Raw genomic sequence first — 15,566 nt, forward strand, 5'->3', positions numbered from 1 at the left:
TCGCGGCGCGTCATACTGGTCGGCCACGGATCGCGGCGGACAAGGGGAAGTACGTTGTTGGAGACGGTGAACGGGACGGGCACGTCCCGGGGCGGGGGGCGGCACGCCGTCGTCATCGGGGCGAGCCTGGCCGGGCTGCTCGCGGCCCATGTGCTCGCGGACCATGCCGACCGGGTCACGGTGATCGAGCGCGACCGGCTGCCCGACGGGCCCGAGCCGCGCGGCGGCGTGCCGCAGAGCCGCCACACCCACGTCCTGCTGACGGCCGGTCAGCAGGCCTTCGACGAACTGCTGCCGGGCATCACGGACGAGCTGCGCGAGCACGGCGCGCCCCACCTCGGCATGCCGAGCGACCTGGTGCAGTGGCAGGCCGGGAGCTGGTACCGGCGCACCGAGGCCACCGCCCACATCCTCACCCCCTCCCGGCCGCTCCTGGAGTGGCTGGTCCGCCGCCGGGTTCTGGCCAACCCGCGCATCGAGACCGTGCAGGGCACCGAGGCGGTGGGGCTGCTCGGCGACGCCCGGCGGGTGCGCGGGGTGCTGCTGCGCGAGCGGGGAGCGGCGGCGGCCGCCGTGGGCCGCGAGCCGCAGCCGATCGCCGCCGACCTCGTCGTGGACGCCTCCGGCCGTGGCAGCCGGGCCCCCGACTGGCTCACCGCGCTGGGCGCGGAGCGGCCCGAAGAGGAGACCCTGGACACCGGACTCGCCTATGCGACACGGGTCTACCGGAGCCCGGCGGGCGGGTCGGACTACGACGACATGGACGGGCACTTCATCGTCCCCAACGTAGGCCAGACGTACGGGGCGGTGGTGCTGCCGACCGAGGGCGACCGGTGGATGGTCACGCTCTCCGGGCTGCGCGGCGCCGAACCGCCCACGGACGACGCGGGGTTCACCGAGTTCGCCGACCGGCTGCCGCACCCGATCGTGCGCCGCTGGCTCGACGGGGCGAAGCCCGAGTCCGCCGCGCTCTCCTACCGCACCACCGCGAACGTGCGCCGTCGCTACGACCGCCCCGGCCGCCGCCCGGCCGGGTTCCTGGCCACCGGTGACGCCCAGTGCGTGTTCAACCCGATCTACGGACAGGGCATGACGGTCGCGGCCCTGGGCGCCGTCGCCCTGCGCGACGCGCTCACCGACACCCGGCGTACGCCGACGACCCGCCGCGTACAGAAGGCGCTGTTCGCGGCGGCGCGCCAGGCGTGGGACATCTCGGCCGGGTCGGACAAGAACATGCCGGGTGCCGAGGGCAGCGCGGCGGGCGGCACGGTGGCCGACCGGATCTCGGGGTGGTACCTGGAGCGTGTCGAACTGCGCGCCACCGGCGACCCGGTCGTGGGCGCGGCCTTCCGCGAAGTCCTGTTCCTGACGGCCCCGGTGACCTCGCTGTTCGCGCCGCGCATCGCGAAGGCGGTGCTGTTCGGCCCCGTACGGGCCACGCCGCCGGAGCCGCCGCTGCGGCGGGAGGAGCGGGAGGAGGTGTAGGGGCCGTACCGGTCACGGCTGCGAGCGGCCCGCGAAGTACGTCGCGATCATGTCCTCCTCGCCATGCCCCGCCGACTGCGCCCGGGTGAACCGCGCGGCGGACGCGGTCATCAGGTCGAGCCGTACGCCCGTGCGCTCGGCCGCTTCGAGGATCAGCCGTGCGTCCTTGAGCGCGGTCGAGAGCGCGAAGCTGGGGGTGAGGTCGCCGGAGAGCAGGGCCGCCGACTTGCCCTGGAGGTACGCGCTGTCCAGCGGCCCGCCCGCCATGGCGTCCAGGAACACCTTGGGGTCGAGTTCGAGTGCCTCGGCGAGGTTGAGGCACTCGGCGACGCTGTTCACCAGGTTGATCACCCACGTGTTGACGACCAGCTTCAGCCGGGAGGCCGCGCCCGGCTCCTCGCCCGCCCGGATGGTGCGCTGCCCGATCGCCTCCAGGACGGGCGCGGCGGCCTCCTGGGCCTCCTGCGGACCGGCGACGAAGACGGTGAGCTCGCCCCGCTCGGCCGGGAGCCGGGTGCCGGCCACCGGCGCGTCGAGATAGGCGAGGCCCAACTCGGCCGCACGCGCGGCGAGTTCGGTGGACGCCTCCGGGCCGACCGTGGCGCACTGGAGCCACAGGGTGCCGGGGGTCAGGCCCGGCGCGGCCGCCTCGATCGTCTCCGCGACCGAGAGGCCGTCGTGCAGCATGGTCAGGACGACGTCCGCGCCGCTCACCGCCTCCTCGGGGCTCGCGCAGACATGCGCCCCGTCGGCGGCGAGCGGCGCGGCCTTGGCGTGCGTACGGTTCCAGACGCGCACCGGCAGCCCCGCGCGCAGCAGGCTGCGGGCCATGCCCGCGCCCATGATCCCGGTGCCGAGGACGGCGACGGTCGGGCGGTCGGGGGCGGTGCTGGGGACGGACATGGCGGGTCTCCTTCGTCGGGCGCGGTCCCGTGCGTACCGGACCAGCTTGGCGTCCGAAGGGGGCGGCGGTGTGGATCGCCTCGCCCGGTCAGCTCGCCTCCGCCTCCTCGCCGGCGTCGCCCAGGACCTCGGCCGCGTCCGCGACCCGGCGCAGCAGGTCGAGGAAGACGGTCTGTTCGGCGGGGGCCAGCGGGGCGAGGAAGACCTCGTTCATCCGGCCGGTGCGGACGGTGAGTTCGCGGTGCACGGCGCGGCCCTCGTCGGTGACGGCGAGCCGGGAGCGGCGGCCGTCGCGCGGGTCGCGCGTCTTGCGCAGCAGGCCGCGCCGGGTGAGCCGGCTGATGACCTCGGCGATGGTCGACCGGTCCAGGCCCACGCGCTCGCCGACGGTCCGCTGGTCCAGGCCCGGGGAGGCGACCAGGGTGTTGAGGACGGCGAACTGGGGGGAGGTGGTCCGCTCGGAGACCATGGTGTTCCAGAGCAGATAGTGGACCTGCTGGAGCCGCCGGGCCAGATGTCCGGGGTGGCCGCTCAAGTCGACTGCGGACACGGCGTGTTCCTCTCGTGCTGCCGCTCGGTAGCGAGCGCTTTCGGTCAACCGCGTACGGTCAAGTGTTCAGCACACTGAGGGTGTTGACCCGTCCGACTCGTCCCGTTAGCTTCGGAAGGCGGTAGGTGCTCAGTGCACTGACTAAACACTGAGCCTACCGCTACGGGGAAGCGAAGGGCAGGGGGAAGCAATGGCCGAAATTCGAGGGCTGCGCGAGGCGGTGGCCGACCTGATCCGCGACGGGGACACGGTCGCCATGGAGGGGTTCACCCATCTCATTCCGTTCGCGGCGGCCCATGAGGTCATCCGGCAGGGCATCACCGATCTCACTCTGGTGCGGATGACCCCGGACGTGATCTACGACCAGCTCATCGGGGCGGGGCTGGCCAGGAAGCTGGTGTTCTCCTGGGGCGGCAACCCGGGGGTCGGCTCGCTGCACCGCTTCCGCGACGCGGTCGAGAACGGCTGGCCGCGGCCGCTGGAGCTGGACGAGCACAGCCACGCGGGCATGGCCAACCGCTATGCGGCGGGCGCCTCGCGGCTGCCGTTCGCGCTGCTCAACGGCTACCGGGGGAGCGATCTGGGACGCCGTACGACAACGCTGTCAACCGTCGACTGCCCCTTCACCGGGCAGGAGCTGGCGGCGGTCGCCGCGGTCAACCCGGACGTCACGGTCATCCACGCCCAGCAGGCCGACCGCGAGGGCAACGTCCAGCTGTGGGGGCTCGCCGGGGTGCAGAAGGAGGCGGTCCTCGCGGCCGAGCGGGTGCTCGTCACCGTCGAGGAGCTCGTCGAGGTGCTGGAGCCGCGCCCGGGCGGCGTGGTGCTGCCGGGCTGGGTCGTCGACGCCGTCGCCTGGGTGCCCGGCGGCGCCCATCCCTCGTACGCCGCGGGGTACTCGGAGCGGGACAACGACTACTACCGGGAGTGGGACCACGTCTCGCGGGACCGGGGCGTGTTCCAGCAGTGGCTCAAGGAGTGTGTGACCGGATGAGCGACGGGCCGGGCCGGGGCCGCCTCGGCGGCGAGGTGCTGATGGAGGTGGGCGCGGCGCGGGCCCTCGCGGGCGCGCGGACGTGCTTCGTGGGCATCGGACTGCCGTCCACGGCCGCCAACCTCGCCCGCCGGGTGCACAACCCCGGTCTGGTCCTGATCTACGAGTCGGGGGCCATCGGCGCCAAGCCGTCCCGGCTGCCGCTCTCCATCGGCGACGGCGAACTCGCCGACACCGCCGACGCGCTGGTCCCGGTGACCGAGATGTTCAACTACTGGCTCCAGGGCGGCCGCATCGACGTCGGTTTCCTCGGCGCGGCCCAGCTGGACCGGTACGCCAACATCAACACGACCGAGGTGGACCGGGGTTCCGGCCGCCCGCGGGGGCGGCTGCCCGGTGCGGGCGGCGCCCCCGAGATCGCCGCGCACTGCGGCGAGGTGCTGATCGCGCTGCGCCACTCGCCGCGCACCCTGGTCGAGCGCCTCGACTTCGTCACCACCCTGGGCCACGGGAGCGGCCCCGGCGACCGCGCCCGCCACGGGCTGCGCGGCCGGGGCCCGGTCGCCGTCATCACCGACCTCGGCGTCCTGCGCCCGGACCCGGAGACCGCCGAACTGGTCCTGACCGAGGTGCACCCCGGCGTCACCGTCGACCAGGTGCGGGAGGCGACGGGGTGGCCGCTGCGGACCGCCGACCGGGTGGGGGTGACCCCACCGCCCAGCGAAGTGGAGCTGAAGGAGCTGAGCGCTCTCAAATCGGCCTGAAGGAGGCAGGGATGACATCTCGTCAGCAGTACGGGGCACCGCCCGGCGGTCTCGATCAGCATGTCATCGACACGGAGGCGGCCGACGCCCGGGCCGCGGTGCGGGGCGCCGGCCATCCGCCGCGCGACTTCCCGCCGTACGTGGGCAGCCGGCTGCGCCATCCACGGCGCCCGCCCGTGCCGGTGCGCGACCCGGAGGCCGTCGAGCTGCGCGGGCCGGTCTTCGGCGCCACCGACGTCGGCCCGCTCGACCACGATCTGACCGTGCACCACCGGGGCGAGCCGCTGGGGGAGCGCATCACGGTGAGCGGCCGGATCCTGGACCGCCGGGGGCGGCCGGTGGCGGGTCAGCTGACCGAGATCTGGCAGGCCAACGCGGCCGGGCGGTACGCCCATCAGCTCGACCGGCACCGCGCGCCCCTCGACCCGCACTTCACCGGCTTCGGCCGCTGCCTCACCGACGCGGACGGGCGCTACTCCTTCACCACCGTCAAGCCGGGCGCCTACCCCTGGCAGAACCACGAGAACGCCTGGCGGCCCGCGCACATCCACTTCTCGCTCTTCGGGACCGCCTTCACCCAGCGGCTGATCACCCAGATGTACTTCCCGGGCGACCCGCTGCTGAACTACGACCCGATCCTGCTCTCGGTCCCCGAGGAGGCCGCGCGGCGGCGTCTGGTCGCGGCGTACGATCCCGAACTGTCGGTCCCCGACTGGTCGTTGGGCTACCGCTGGGACATCGTCCTCGACGGCCCCTCGGCCACCTCGTTCGCGGAGGGGGAGCAGTGAGGCACCCGACGCCCTCCCAGACCATCGGCCCCTTCTACGGCCACGCCCTGCCCTTCGCGGGCGGCGAGGCGATGGCCCCGCCGGGTCACCCGGACACCGTCACGCTGCACGGCCACGTCTACGACGGCGAGGGCGAGCCCGTGCCGGACGCCCTCCTGGAGTTCTGGCAGCCGGGGCCCGACGGCTCCGGGACCGGGAAGCCCGGTTCCCTCGGCCGCAACGGGGTCGACTTCACCGGCTTCGGCCGGGTCCCCACCGACGCGGCCGGCCACTGGACCGTCCGCACACTGGCGCCCGCCGGGGTCCCGTACCTCTGCGTCGCGGTGTTCGCGCGGGGCCTGCTGCACCACCTCTTCACCCGGGTGTATCTGACCGGGGCGCCGGATGCGCTGCTCGACTCCCTGGAGCCGGAGCTGCGCCGCACGCTGGTGGCGTTGCCCGACCCGGGAGCGCGCGGCCACCGCTTCGACATCCACCTCCAGGGTGCGAAGGAGACGGTGTTCCTTGAGTTCCGCTGACCCCGGGGACGCAGGGCTCCTCCACCACCGCTGCGAAGGCCCGGCGGGCGGCCCGGTGCTGGTCCTCGGGCCCGCGCTGGGGACGTCCACGGCCGTGTGGGACGGCGTCGCCCCCGGACTCGCCGCCACCCACCGGGTCGTACGGTGGGACCTGCCCGGCCACGGGGGCTCGCCCGCCGCGCTGATCGGGCCGGGCGCCGGCGTCGGGGACCTCGCCCGCCTCGTGCTCCGCCTCGCCGACTCGCTGGGCGTCCGCGGCTTCTCGTACGCGGGGGTCTCGCTCGGCGGGGCCGTCGGGATGTGGCTCGCCGCGCACCATCCGGACCGCGTCGACCGGCTCGCCGTGGTCTGCGCCTCGGCGGACTTCGGCGGCCGGGAACCCTGGCACGAGCGCGCCGGCGTCGTACGCCGGGAGGGGATGGAGCCGGTCGCGGCGGGCGCGGCCGGGCGGTGGTTCACGCCCGGGTTCGAGGCGCCGGGCCCGCTCGCGGACCTGCGCGCCGCCGACCCGCGCGGCTACGCGGCGGCGTGCGACGCCCTGGCCGGGTACGACCTGCGGACGGAGCTGAAGAAGATCGCGGCGCCGACGCTGGTGGTCGCCGGGCGGGCCGACCCGGTCACCCCGCCCGCACACGCGCGCGAACTCGCGGACGCCGTTCCGGGAGCGTCGCTCGTAGAGATCGCGGGCGCCTCCCACCTGGCCCCGGTGGAGCGCCCCGAGGCCGTACTGGCCGCTCTGCGCGGCCACTTCGTGCCGCCCGCGCCCGGCGGCGCCGCGATCCGCCGGGAGGTCCTCGGGGACGCCCATGTCGACCGGGCCGAGGCCCGCACCGACGCCTTCACCGCCCGCTTCCAGGACCTCGTCACCCGGTACGCCTGGGGCGAGATCTGGGGCGATCCGACGCTCACCCGGCGCGAGCGCAGCCTCATCACACTGACCGCGCTGGTGGCCCGCGGGCAGCTGGACGAGCTGGCCCTCCATGTGCGGGCCGCGCGGCGCGGCGGGCTCACCCCGGACGAGATCGGCGCGGCCCTGCTGCAGACCGCGGTCTACTGCGGGGTGCCCGCCGCCAACTCCGCCTTCGCCGTGGCCCAGCGCGTGCTGGCCGAGCCGGTGGCGCAGGCGGAGTGACGGACCGTCAGCCCTGTGGGGCGTACGACGGGCGGCCGCGGCCGCGGGTCAGCGCGTACCCGGCGACACCGGCGAGCGCGCCGAGTACACCGCCGACGGCCGTCCAGATCCAGCGGTCGGTCCACCAGCCGGACGACCAGCCGTCCTCCGGCTCGGCCTTCGGGCCGCCCGCTCCCAGCGGGGTGGAGAGACTGCCGTCCACCGCCTTGGAGCCGCCCGTCTTCATGGTGGTCGGCTTCATCTCCGCCTTGACGGGCAGACCCCGCTCGGAGGCGGGCAGACCGACGGCGGTCAGCCGTACGAAATAGCTGCCCGGCAGCGGGTCGTTCGACCAGCCGTCGGCCCAGGCCCGCACCGGGCGCAGCGTGCAGGAGAGCGTCACGCTGGTGGCGTCGGGCGCGGCCGCGCGGGACTGCGCCCCGTACATGCACGGCTGGCGGCGGCGCAGCCCGTCGTACACGTCGATCCGCCAGGTCGTCGCCGCCTGGCGGCCGGCCGACGGCAGCGTCACCGTGGCGTCGACGGTGGGGCGCTGCCCCGCGTCGGCGGGGAAGACCCAGTACAGGTAGTCACCGCTCGACGCCGTCGCCGTGGCCTGCTGGCCCTGCTCGACGGGCGTCGCGGTACGGAACGTGGTGCCCGCCTCCGTCGGCGCGCCGGTGGACTTGCTCGGGCTGGGCGACGGCGTTCCGGCCAGCGCGGGGGCCGCCGGGGCGAGCAGCGCGGCGCCGGTGAGCAGCGCCGCGGCCAGCATCCTTGGGGTACGCATCAGTTGGTCCTCCAGACAGCCACGCGCCAGCGCGAGATCCAGCCCCACAGCAGACCGGCGAGCAGGCCGGTGAGCACCAGGACGCCGAGCAGCCACCAGCCGCGGCCGAGGCCGAAGGCGGCCACGTCGGACGGCTGGTCGGGGCCGTCGACGATGTCCACGGTCAGCTCGACCGGCATGCCGGGCGTGGTCTTCACCGACGCGGGCGCCGAGAAGGAGTTGCTGACCTGGAGGCACACGGTCTCCACGGTGTCCTTATCGGCGTCGTCCTTGGCCTTCGGCTTCGGATAGCGCAGACCCGTCGAGATCAGGTCGGTGCGGCCGTCGCCCGCCTCGGAGCCGCGGACGATCTCCCGGCCGTGCCGGGTGACGGCCCGCATCAGGACGCCGTAGTCGTTGTTGACGGGGCGGTCGGCGCCGATGCTGACGGCGGCGCGCAGCTCCTGGCCGGGCTTGACATCGACCTTGTACCAGCGGTGCTCGCCGAACGTCTCACGGTCGGTGTACAGGCCGGGCTTGAGCTGGGGCGCGCTCTCGCAGCTCGCGGCGCCGTTGGTGGCGACCGGGACCACGACCGGGTCGGCGGCGCGGTCCACCGACTGCTTGACGCGGTCCTTGAGCTCGTCCTTGTGCTTCACCGCGGTGTACGTGCCGCCGGTCGCCTGGGCGATGCAGGTCAGCTGGTCACGGGTCTTGGCGTCCGGGTTGAGGCCGAGGGTGTCGATGACCAGGTGGATGCCCTGGGCGGCGATGTCGCGCGCCACCTCGCACGGGTCGAGCGGGGCGCAGGTGTCCTCGCCGTCCGTGATGAGCACGATCCGGCGGGTCGCCTCGCCGCCCTTGAGGTCCTGCGCCGCACCCTGGAGGGCGGGGCCGATCGGCGTCCAGCCGGTCGGGGCGAGCGTGGCGACGGCGGTCTTCGCCTCGGTGCGGTCCAGCGGGCCGACCGGGTACAGCTGGCGGGTGTCCTTGCAGCCGACCTGGCGGTCGTTGCCCGGGTAGTTGGCGCCGAGCGTGCGTATGCCGAGCTCGACCTCCGGCGGGACCGAGTCCAGTACGTCGTTGAAGGCCTGCTTGGCGACGGCGATCCGGGACTGGCCGTCGATGTCGCGGGCCCGCATCGAGCCGCTGACGTCGAGCACCAGCTCGACCTTGGGTGCGGCCTTCTGTGCGGGCGGTCCGTCGTCCGCGACCGCGTCGGCCGGGAGGATACCGGTGGCGAGGGTGGCGAGCAGCGCGCCCACCCCGGCCGCCAGCCGTTTTCTGGTGATCATCGCCGGATCCTATGGAAGATCGTATCCCCGCCCAAATCCAGCGGTGCGGCGGCCGGTTCCCCCGCGAGGCGGGCCGAAGGGCGCCCAGGTCAGGGATCCGCCCGCTTCACGCTCTCCAGGAGCATGTCCAGCCACTCGGTTACCTTGTCCCGGTGCTTGTCCGTGGGGAGCTGGGCGGCCCGCCAGGCGATGCCGCGCACCCCGTGGTCCTGGAGCAGGCGCTCCAGCGGGTCCTCCCCGGCCGGGGCGAGCGCGTCGAGTTCGCGCTCCCGGTCGTGCTCGCGGGCGGCGAAGGCGTGCAGCAGCTCCTGCTCGGTGCGGAGCAGGGCGTCGCCCAGGGCCTCGCTGTCCTCGGCGGTGAGATAGCCCGCGTGGACCTTGAAGAAGCGCTGGATGGCGTCGCAGTGCTCCATGGTCGGGCGCCGGTCGCCGTTGATGAGCGCACCCGCCTGCTGCCGGGACATCCCGGCGCCGTCGGCTATCTCCTGCTGGGTGTAGGGGCGGCCGTTGGTTTTGAGCCGGGAGCGGCGCAGCGCTCCGAAGCGCTGGAGGAACCGGGCCTGGACGTCCGGCTCGCCGGCCTGGGCGCCGTCGAGCAGGGCCTGGACGACGTCGGCCGGAACACCCGAGGCGTCGGAGAGCTGGTGGACGTCGAAGACCTCTGCCTGGCTCATTCCGAGCTTGCGGGCCAGTTCGTCGACGCGGGCGGCGATGTCCCCCAGGGGGCCCGTGGCCGCCGGTCCCGGATCCGAGAAGCCGTCCGTCACCAGTAATTCTCCTAGATCACACGAGTTGCTCCGCACAGCTCGAACACAGAGTGAATATGTCCGGAGGCTACTTGCTCACGCCGTCGAGAACCAGAACTTGCCACAGCTGTGGCGTATTTGAGGCGTTCTCGGGCTGGAATGCCACGATGGTTGACATTGTCTCGTCGGCGGGAGCAGGATCGCAGCACGGTGCGAAGATCGACCTCTGTGCGATGAGGACGTGGAGGACGGCAGGCGCACCGCGTGCCTGCAAGAGGAGTCGCGTTCTCGATGGTGAAAGAACCGTTGGTGAACAGGTCAGCCGGCCCCGTACCGGAGAACGTACGGGGCGCCACCGCCACCGCCACCGGCCAGTGGGACGCCGAGGCGCGTGCCTACGTCGACGACCACATCGCGATGATGGACGCCACGGACTTACCGTCGTTCCTCGTCGACCGCAGCTGGAACATCGTGCACGCCAATACCGCGTACGACACGCTCTTCCGGGCCGTGGGCCCCCACCCCACCGCGATGCCGCGCCACAACTTCCTGCGCTTCGTCCTCTTCCACCCCCACGCGGGCTCCGTGCTAGCCCAGCACGAGACGGGCTGGTGCCTGCCCATGCTCGCGCAGCTCTCGTCCGCTCTGGAGCAGGACCCGCACGACCCCGAACTGCGGGCCGTGCGCCGCGAGATCGCCGACGACCCACTGATGAGCGCGGCCTACCAGCAGGGCCTGCCGCACTGGATGCGCATGGTCGGCCCGGCCGCCGTGCACCACGACGGGACCGTGCGCGCGGTGCGCCACCCCGACCCCGGCTGGGACGCCGTGGAGTGCCGCGTCCTCGACGATTCCTCCGGCGCGCTGGGCGAGCTGGGACTGCGCCGGGTCACCCTGGTCCTGCGCCGCGAGCGCGCAGAGGCCCGCGCGCACGCGCCCAGGAGCGCGCCGAGGAACGTCGTGATCACCCGGCGCCGAGGCCATCTGAGCGTCGTCCGCATGGAGCCGGCCCCCGTCGACAGCTGAGAGCCACCCGCGGCGGCCGACGTAGACAATGGGCGGGTGACACTCCGCTACCGCGTACTCGGACCAACGAGGGCCCTGTGCCCGGACGGCAGTGAGGTGCCCCTCGGCGGCGCCCGGCTGCGGGCGCTGCTCGCCGCGCTGGCGGCGGGCGCCGGACGCGCGGTACCGGTACCGGAGCTGGCCGCACGGGTCTGGGGCGACGACGACCCCGCACCCGCCGACGAGGCCGCCGCGGTGCAGGCGCTGGTCGGCCGACTGCGAAGGGCGCTCGGCCGGGACGCCGTGGAGTCCGTGCCGGGCGGCTACCGGCTGGCCGCCGACCCCGACGACATCGACGTGTTCCGCTTCGAACGGCTGGCGCGGGAGGGCGCGGACGCGCTGGCGGACGGGGACGCGGAGCGAGCGGCGCGGCTGCTGGACGATGCCCTCGCGCTGTGGCGGGGGCCGGTCCTGGCCGACCTTCCGGTACGGGAGCGGGACCCGCTCGTCGTACGGGCCGAACGCCGCCACTCCGAGGCGCGCCGGTCCCGCCTCGCCGCCGAGGCCGCCCTCGGCCGCGCCGAGCACACCCTGCCGGAACTGGCCGCCCTGGTCGCGGCGACGCCCCTGGACGAGCCTCTCCAGGCCCTGCACCTCCGCGCGCTGACGGCGGCGGGCCGCCGGGCCGAGGCGCTGGTGGCGTACGAGTCCGCCCGGGTCGCCCTCGACGAGGCACTGGGCACCGCCCCCGGGCCCGAACTGCGGTCGCTGCACGCCGAGTTGCTGCGCGACGCCGCTCCGGCGCCGGGGCCGACGGCGACGCGGACCGGCTCGCCCACTCAGAGCGCGTCGAACCCGGCGGCACGGGTACGGGCCGCGCCGCCCGCGTACTCCCATGGCGCACCGCACCCCGCCGCCCGCCCCGGTAACCTCCGCGCCCGGCTCACCTCCTTCGTCGGGCGCGAGCCGGAACTCCTGGCCCTGCGCGCCGACTTGGCCGACGGGCGGCTCGTCACCCTCACCGGGCCCGGTGGCGCGGGCAAGACCCGGCTCGCCCTGGAGGCCGCCGAGGCCGTCGCGCAGGAGTGGGCCGACGGCGTCTGGCTGGCCGAGCTCGCGCCCGTACGGGAGGCGGCGCAGCTGCCGCAGGCCCTGCTCACCGCGCTCGGGGCGCGCGAGAGCGTGCTGCTGACCGGGGCCGAGGCCGGACCCCGCGACCCGCTGGAACGGCTCGTCGCGCACTGCGGCCACCGCCGGATGCTGCTCGTCCTCGACAACTGCGAGCAGATCGCCGCCGGGGCGGCCGAGCTGGCGCACGAACTGCTCATCGGCTGCCCCGGTGTCACCATCCTCGCCACCAGCAGGGAACCCCTCGGCGTCCCGGGGGAGCGGGCGCGCGGGGTCGGCCCCCTGCCGCTCGACACCGCCCTGCGGCTCTTCGGTGAGCGGGGCGCGGCGGCCCGGGCCGGCTTCCGCGTCCGCGAAGACCCGGAGGCCGCCGCCGAGGTCTGCCGCCGCCTCGACGGGCTGCCGCTCGCCCTCGAACTCGCCGCCGCCCGGCTGCGGATGCTCACCCCGCGCCAGCTCGCGGACCGCCTCGACGACCGGTTCCGGCTGCTCGGGGACGGCGCCCGCACCAGCAGGACGCTGCGGCCCCGGCAGCAGACCCTGCGGGCCGTGGTCGACTGGTCCTGGGAGCTCCTCGACGCACGCGAGCGGGCCGTGCTGCGCCGCCTCGCCGTCTTCTCCGGCGGCTTCGCGCTGCCGGAGGCCGAGGCGGTCTGCGCCGATCCCGCCGACCCGTCGCAGCACCCCGCCGACGTACTCGGCCTGCTCGCCTCCCTCGTCGACAAGTCCCTGGTCGTGGCGGCCCCGGACGGCGGCGCGATGCGCTACCGGCTGCTGGAGACCGTCGCGGAGTATGCCGCCGAGCGCCTCGCCGCCTCCGGCGAGCGCAAGGCCGTCGAGCTGCGCCACCTGGTCGCGTACCGCGAACTCGCCCGCACCGGCGAGGCCGTGCTGCGGGGGCCCCGGCAGGCCGACGGGATGCGGCGGTTCGAGACGGAGCACGGGAACGTGCGGACCGCGCTCGGCAGGGCGGTCGAGCACGGCCGCGAGCAGGACGCTCTCTGTCTGACCCTCTCCGCGAGCTGGTTCTGGCAGCTGCGCGGCCACCAGAGCGACGCCCGCGCCTGGTCGCTCGCCGCGGCCGGGCTGGGGCCCGACCCGTTCGCGGAGCCGGTGCGCCCGGCCGTGCCGCTCGCGGCGCGCTGCACCGACGCGCCGCCGCCGTGGTCCGAGGAACAGCTGTGGGAGGCCCGGCGCGGGGTGCGGATGATGCTGTTCGCGGGCGGCGGCGAGGGCGAGGGCGCGGAGTTCGCCAGCCCCGCGGCCGGGCCGTATCTGCGGCGCGTCGTGGCCGCGTACGGCTCCGCGATGCCGCAGAACTGCCGCCAGCCCGGGTCCGTCTGGTACTTCGCCCGGATGCTCACCCATGAGTTCGCCGGGTTCCCGCAGGCCGTCGACGCGATGGTCGAGGACTGCCGGGCGCAGGGCGAGCCGTGGGACCTCGCCTTCGCGCTGCTGCTCCGCTCCAAGCTCGTCGGCGGCCCCGACGCGGACGAGGCGCTGGCCCTGTTCGAACGGCTCGGGGACCCGTGGGCGATCGCGGAGACCCTCTCGGCGCGCGGCGAGGACCACTCGCGGCAGGGCCGGTACGAGGAGGCCGCGGCCGACTTCGAGCGCGCCATGGAGTCCACCACCTGGGCCGGTGCGTACGCCCAGGGCCCCATGTTCAAGGCGCGCCTCGCGACGGTCCGCCTCGCCGTCGCGCGGACGGACGAGGAGAGCGAGCGGGCCGAGCGGCTGCTGCTCGACGCCGTCGAGGAGTCGCGCCACTACGCGGGCGAGGGCGTCGGCACCGCCCGGATGCTGCTCGCCCACCACTACGCGGCCACCGGTCGCGTGGGTCTCGCCCGCGAGCAACTGCGCCTGATGGAGGCCGAGTTCACCAAGGCCGTCCCGGAGATGTTCCGCGGTCTGGTCGCCGGGGTGGACGGCTGGCTGGACTGCCTCGGCGGCGCCTACGCCGACGCGCTCGGGCGGGTGCGCGAGGCGGTGCGGCAGCTGGAAGGACAGGCGTATCTGGTCGCACCCAACCTGATCACCAGCCAGTTCCTCGTCGCCGCCTGGGCGAAGGCGCACCTCGGCGCCGCCGAGGAGGGCGCCCGTCTGCTCGGCGCGTACGACCGGCACGCCACCGGGCAGCACGGCGGCTTCGGGCTGCGCCCGCTGCCGTCCGAGCCCGCCGTCCGGCGCCGCGCCGAGGCGGAACTGCGCGCCGTGCTCGACGACACCGCGTACCGCCGCGCCTACGAGGAGGGGCGCGGACTCGCGGTGGAGGCGGCCGCGGCCCTGGTGTGAGGTGCGGTGGTGAGCCGAGTGAAGGGGGAGCACGCCAGGGGCGCGTGAAGCTCGGCTGTTGGCCCGCTTAAGAAAACCTCGATGGACGCGAGTGGCTCTTGCTCGGCAGATTAGTGATCAGCCATGGAACCATGGCTTTCGCCCCTCTTTGTACGTCCCGGGAGCCGCCCCCCATGAAGGCCCTTGTCAAGCAGCACGCCGAACCCGGACTGTGGCTCATGGACGTCCCGGAGCCGGAGACCGGCCCCGGCGACGTACTGATCAAGGTGCTGCGCACCGGCATCTGCGGCACCGATCTGCACATCCGCTCCTGGGACGGCTGGGCGCAGGGCGCCGTCAAGACCCCCCTCGTCCTCGGCCACGAGTTCGTCGGCGAGGTCGCGGCGGTCGGCGCGGACGTCCGGGACATCGCGGTCGGCGAGCTGGTCAGCGGCGAGGGCCATCTGGTCTGCGGCAAGTGCCGCAACTGCCTGGCGGGCCGCCGTCACCTGTGCCGCTCCACGATCGGCCTCGGCGTGGGGCGCGACGGCGCCTTCGCGGAGTACGTGGCGCTGCCCGCCTCCAACGTGTGGGTGCACCGCACCCCGGTCGACCTCGACGTCGCCGCGATCTTCGACCCGTTCGGCAACGCCGTGCACACCGCGCTCTCCTTCCCGCTGGTCGGCGAGGACGTCCTGATCACCGGCGCGGGCCCGATCGGCATCATGGCGGCGGCCGTGGCCAAGCACGCGGGCGCCCGCAACGTCGTGATCACCGACGTCAGCCCCGAGCGCCTGGCGCTGGCCCGCAAGGCGGGCGCCACGCTCGCGGTGAACGTGGCGCAGTCCTCGATCGCGGACGCCCAGCGGCAGCTCGGGCTGCGTGAGGGCTTCGACGTCGGCCTGGAGATGTCGGGCCGCGGCGAGGCCATGCGCGACATGATCGACAACATGACGCACGGCGGCAAGATCGCGATGCTCGGTCTGCCCGCGCAGGAGTTCGCCGTCGACTGGTCGAAGATCGTCACCTCGATGATCACGGTCAAGGGCATCTACGGCCGTGAGATGTTCGAGACGTGGTACGCGATGACGGTGCTGCTCGAAGGCGGCCTCGACCTCTCCCCGGTGATCACCGGCAGCTATGCGTACCGGGACTTCGACGCGGCCTTCGACGAGGCCGCCACCGCCCGCAGCGGCAAGATCATCCTCGACTGGACCGCCTGAGTCCGCTTCACGG

At 74.3% G+C, this 15,566-nt stretch carries 14 protein-coding genes; 9 read left to right on the forward strand and 5 right to left on the reverse strand.

Going from position 1 to position 15,566, the window contains the following annotated elements; all coding sequences use genetic code 11:
* The first annotated feature begins 54 nt into the window (after positions 1 to 54).
* Positions 55 to 1,485 (forward strand): FAD-dependent oxidoreductase, encoded by a 1,431-nt coding sequence (locus tag OG965_RS32570; RefSeq protein WP_371655631.1) that lies wholly within the window; start codon positions 55 to 57, stop codon positions 1,483 to 1,485.
* A gap of 12 nt (positions 1,486 to 1,497) precedes the next feature.
* Here OG965_RS32570 and OG965_RS32575 read toward each other — a convergent pair whose 3' ends face one another.
* Positions 1,498 to 2,388 carry an NAD(P)-dependent oxidoreductase gene (locus OG965_RS32575; protein ID WP_371655632.1) on the reverse strand — a complete coding sequence of 297 codons (891 nt, stop codon included), beginning with the start codon at positions 2,386 to 2,388 and terminating at the stop codon, positions 1,498 to 1,500.
* Positions 2,389 to 2,476: 88 nt separating this feature from the next.
* Positions 2,477 to 2,938 carry a MarR family winged helix-turn-helix transcriptional regulator gene (locus tag OG965_RS32580; protein ID WP_371655633.1) on the reverse strand — a complete coding sequence of 154 codons (462 nt, stop codon included), beginning with the start codon at positions 2,936 to 2,938 and terminating at the stop codon, positions 2,477 to 2,479.
* A 190-nt stretch (positions 2,939 to 3,128) separates the two neighbouring features.
* Here OG965_RS32580 and OG965_RS32585 point away from each other — a divergent pair, with 190 nt between their 5' ends.
* Genes OG965_RS32585 through pcaD form a run of 5 tightly spaced genes read left to right on the forward strand, consistent with a single transcriptional unit; the run spans position 3,129 to position 7,134 of the window.
* Positions 3,129 to 3,932 carry a CoA transferase subunit A gene (locus tag OG965_RS32585; protein WP_371655634.1) on the forward strand — a complete coding sequence of 268 codons (804 nt, stop codon included), beginning with the start codon at positions 3,129 to 3,131 and terminating at the stop codon, positions 3,930 to 3,932.
* Positions 3,929 to 4,696 carry a CoA-transferase subunit beta gene (locus OG965_RS32590; RefSeq protein ID WP_371655635.1) on the forward strand — a complete coding sequence of 256 codons (768 nt, stop codon included), beginning with the start codon at positions 3,929 to 3,931 and terminating at the stop codon, positions 4,694 to 4,696. Before OG965_RS32585 ends, OG965_RS32590 begins: the two co-directional genes overlap by 4 nt.
* Positions 4,697 to 4,707: 11 nt before the next feature.
* Positions 4,708 to 5,484: a protocatechuate 3,4-dioxygenase subunit beta gene (pcaH, locus tag OG965_RS32595; RefSeq protein WP_371655636.1), complete on the forward strand. Its 777-nt coding sequence runs from the start codon at positions 4,708 to 4,710 to the stop codon at positions 5,482 to 5,484.
* Positions 5,481 to 6,002 carry a protocatechuate 3,4-dioxygenase subunit alpha gene (gene pcaG, locus OG965_RS32600; protein ID WP_371655637.1) on the forward strand — a complete coding sequence of 174 codons (522 nt, stop codon included), beginning with the start codon at positions 5,481 to 5,483 and terminating at the stop codon, positions 6,000 to 6,002. The genes pcaH and pcaG overlap by 4 nt, the downstream gene beginning before the upstream one ends.
* On the forward strand, positions 5,989 to 7,134 hold the full coding sequence (pcaD, locus tag OG965_RS32605) for a 3-oxoadipate enol-lactonase (RefSeq protein WP_371655638.1): 1,146 nt from the start codon (positions 5,989 to 5,991) through the stop codon (positions 7,132 to 7,134). Before pcaG ends, pcaD begins: the two co-directional genes overlap by 14 nt.
* A 7-nt stretch (positions 7,135 to 7,141) precedes the next feature.
* On the opposite strand, the gene OG965_RS32610 is transcribed toward pcaD, so the two are convergent.
* From OG965_RS32610 to OG965_RS32620, 3 genes are all read right to left on the reverse strand, one after another.
* The gene (locus tag OG965_RS32610; protein ID WP_371655639.1) at positions 7,142 to 7,903 is read right to left on the reverse strand and encodes a hypothetical protein; all 762 of its coding nucleotides are present in this window, start codon (positions 7,901 to 7,903) and stop codon (positions 7,142 to 7,144) included.
* Positions 7,903 to 9,177 carry a VWA domain-containing protein gene (locus tag OG965_RS32615; protein WP_371655640.1) on the reverse strand — a complete coding sequence of 425 codons (1,275 nt, stop codon included), beginning with the start codon at positions 9,175 to 9,177 and terminating at the stop codon, positions 7,903 to 7,905. Before OG965_RS32615 ends, OG965_RS32610 begins: the two co-directional genes overlap by 1 nt.
* A gap of 89 nt (positions 9,178 to 9,266) precedes the next feature.
* Positions 9,267 to 9,944, reverse strand: a complete 678-nt coding sequence (locus OG965_RS32620; RefSeq protein ID WP_371655641.1) for a helix-turn-helix domain-containing protein — start codon at positions 9,942 to 9,944, stop codon at positions 9,267 to 9,269.
* 288 nt (positions 9,945 to 10,232) lie between these two features.
* On the opposite strand from OG965_RS32620, the gene OG965_RS32625 reads away from it, so the two are divergent.
* From OG965_RS32625 to tdh, 3 genes are all read left to right on the forward strand, one after another.
* Complete coding sequence (locus tag OG965_RS32625; protein ID WP_371655642.1) at positions 10,233 to 10,949, forward strand: hypothetical protein; 717 nt, start codon at positions 10,233 to 10,235, stop codon at positions 10,947 to 10,949.
* Positions 10,950 to 10,985: 36 nt separating this feature from the next.
* Positions 10,986 to 14,351, forward strand: a complete 3,366-nt coding sequence (locus tag OG965_RS32630; RefSeq protein ID WP_371655643.1) for a BTAD domain-containing putative transcriptional regulator — start codon at positions 10,986 to 10,988, stop codon at positions 14,349 to 14,351.
* Between the two features lie 173 nt (positions 14,352 to 14,524).
* A complete protein-coding gene (gene tdh, locus OG965_RS32635; RefSeq protein WP_371655644.1) occupies positions 14,525 to 15,553 on the forward strand; it encodes an L-threonine 3-dehydrogenase in 1,029 nt (342 codons plus the stop codon).
* Positions 15,554 to 15,566 lie beyond the last annotated feature (13 nt).

It is taken from the genome of Streptomyces sp. NBC_00224 (assembly GCF_041435195.1).
Lineage (GTDB): Bacteria > Actinomycetota > Actinomycetes > Streptomycetales > Streptomycetaceae > Streptomyces.